The sequence below is a fragment of the Stenotrophomonas sp. NPDC078853 genome (assembly GCF_044901215.1).
Classification (GTDB): domain Bacteria; phylum Pseudomonadota; class Gammaproteobacteria; order Xanthomonadales; family Xanthomonadaceae; genus Stenotrophomonas; species Stenotrophomonas lacuserhaii.
The window spans coordinates 1-1,339 of record NZ_JBJDOQ010000039.1; the positions used below are offsets into that span (position 1 = coordinate 1).

Annotated in this window: 2 protein-coding genes; both read left to right on the forward strand. The window is 58.7% G+C overall.

What is annotated here, in order from left to right:
- The coding region (locus tag ACI2JH_RS19745) for an efflux RND transporter permease subunit (RefSeq protein ID WP_404737002.1) at positions 1 to 986 on the forward strand (986 nt) is incomplete at its 5' end.
- Positions 983 to 1,339: HupE/UreJ family protein (locus ACI2JH_RS19750; RefSeq protein WP_404737003.1), on the forward strand; the 357-nt coding region annotated here is incomplete at its 3' end. The genes ACI2JH_RS19745 and ACI2JH_RS19750, both read left to right, overlap by 4 nt.

Genomic DNA, 1,339 nt, shown 5'->3' on the forward strand with positions numbered 1-1,339 from the left:
CCGGTCTGCCGTTGATGACGATCACGCCGGACCTGGATGCACTTGCACGATACGGTGTAGCCATTGACGACGTACAGAAGACCATCTCGGTAGCGCTGGGAGGTGAATCGGTCGGCCAGGTGTTCGAAGGCGATCGCCGCTTCGACATCGTGGTTCGTCTGCCGGAGAACCTGCGCCAGGACATCGGAACACTGGCGTCACTACCTGTAGCCGTCGCGCCAGGGGCGAGCACGGGCCAGGAGCGAAGCTTCGTGCCCTTGGGCCAGTTGGCCAAGGTCGAGATTGCGCCCGGCCCCAATCAGATCAGCCGTGAGAATGGCAAACGCAGGGTGGTGATCACCAGCAATGTGCGCGGACGCGATCTGGGGTCCTTTGTCGAGGAGCTGCGCAGCAAAGTCGGAAAAGAAGTCCAGCTGCCCGAAGGCTACTGGATCGAGTACGGCGGCACATTTGAGCAGTTGATCTCGGCAAGCAAGCGCCTGTCCATCGTCGTGCCAGTGGTTCTGGTAATGATCTTCGGATTGCTGTTAATGGCATTCGGCTCAGGAAAGGATGCTGCGATCGTGTTCAGTGGCGTGCCGCTCGCACTGACCGGGGGCGTGGTGGCGCTATGGCTGCGCGACATTCCCTTGTCCATCTCCGCAGGCGTGGGGTTCATCGCGCTTTCGGGCGTTGCCGTGCTCAACGGCCTGGTAATGATCAGCTTCATCAAGAACCTGCGGGAAGAGGGTATGCCCCTGCATAGGGCTGTCAGCGAAGGTGCCCTTACCCGCCTCCGGCCGGTTCTGATGACGGCCTTGGTGGCGAGCCTGGGCTTCCTTCCCATGGCTCTGAACGTCGGTGCTGGCGCGGAAGTTCAGCGCCCGCTCGCGACCGTGGTGATCGGCGGAATCATCTCTTCAACGCTGCTGACACTGCTCGTGCTGCCGGCGCTCTATCGACTGATCCACCGCGAAAAACCTGATCTGGAAAGTCGCTCTCCATGAATCATCCATCTCCTTTCCGCACAAGGAACTCGTCTTTGACTTCCCCCACCAAGCTCTTTGCATGGCTTTCGATGCTTGCCGCAGTGCTGCTGCCATTTGCGGCGTTCGCGCACGGTGTCAGCGAGGGCGACCAGGCCTTCCTTGAAGAAAGCACCGGTAGGCAACTGATTGCGTTCACCTACCTCGGCGCCAAGCACATGGTGACTGGATACGACCACCTTCTGTTCCTGTTCGGGGTGATTTTCTTCCTTTACCGCATGCGGGACGTGAGCATCTACGTCACCTTGTTCGCCATTGGTCACAGCACGTTGTTTATTCTAGTCTTGGTGTTCTTTTTTGTATTCATTTTCTTT